Source organism: Allobaculum fili (genome assembly GCF_020969955.1).
GTDB lineage: Bacteria > Bacillota_I > Bacilli_A > Erysipelotrichales > Erysipelotrichaceae > Allobaculum > Allobaculum fili.
This window is the reverse complement of the sequence record NZ_JAHDSX010000186.1, coordinates 1-246: the sequence shown is the minus strand read 5'-3', so window position 1 is coordinate 246 and position 246 is coordinate 1. Positions and strand designations below refer to the sequence as shown.

General features: G+C 49.6%; 1 protein-coding gene. It reads right to left on the bottom strand.

Annotated features, from left to right (window positions below; translation table 11 throughout):
- A partial coding sequence (locus Afil_RS11695; RefSeq protein WP_230268571.1) for an IS66 family transposase occupies window positions 1-237 on the bottom strand: 237 nt, incomplete at its 3' end.
- Between the last annotated feature and the right edge of the window lie 9 nt (window positions 238-246).

Here is a 246-nt window from a genome sequence, read left to right as displayed (position 1 = left end):
TGTGGTCTTTTCCCACTTCAGGACGTCTGCCTGATACTGCGCGAAGTCTGACCGGACTTTGATGGCTTCGAAGATCTTTCTTCTCGCATGGGCCATACAGTTGAGCTTTCTGCAGGGGCCATAGTAGCTGGCATATGCATAAAGCCCGTCTGTCATAAGGGCATGACGAAAAGAACCGCCAAGGAGGGCGATTACGAACTCCTGTTTCTTGTAAGGGAAAAACTTATAGACAGCCATCTGGTTCTC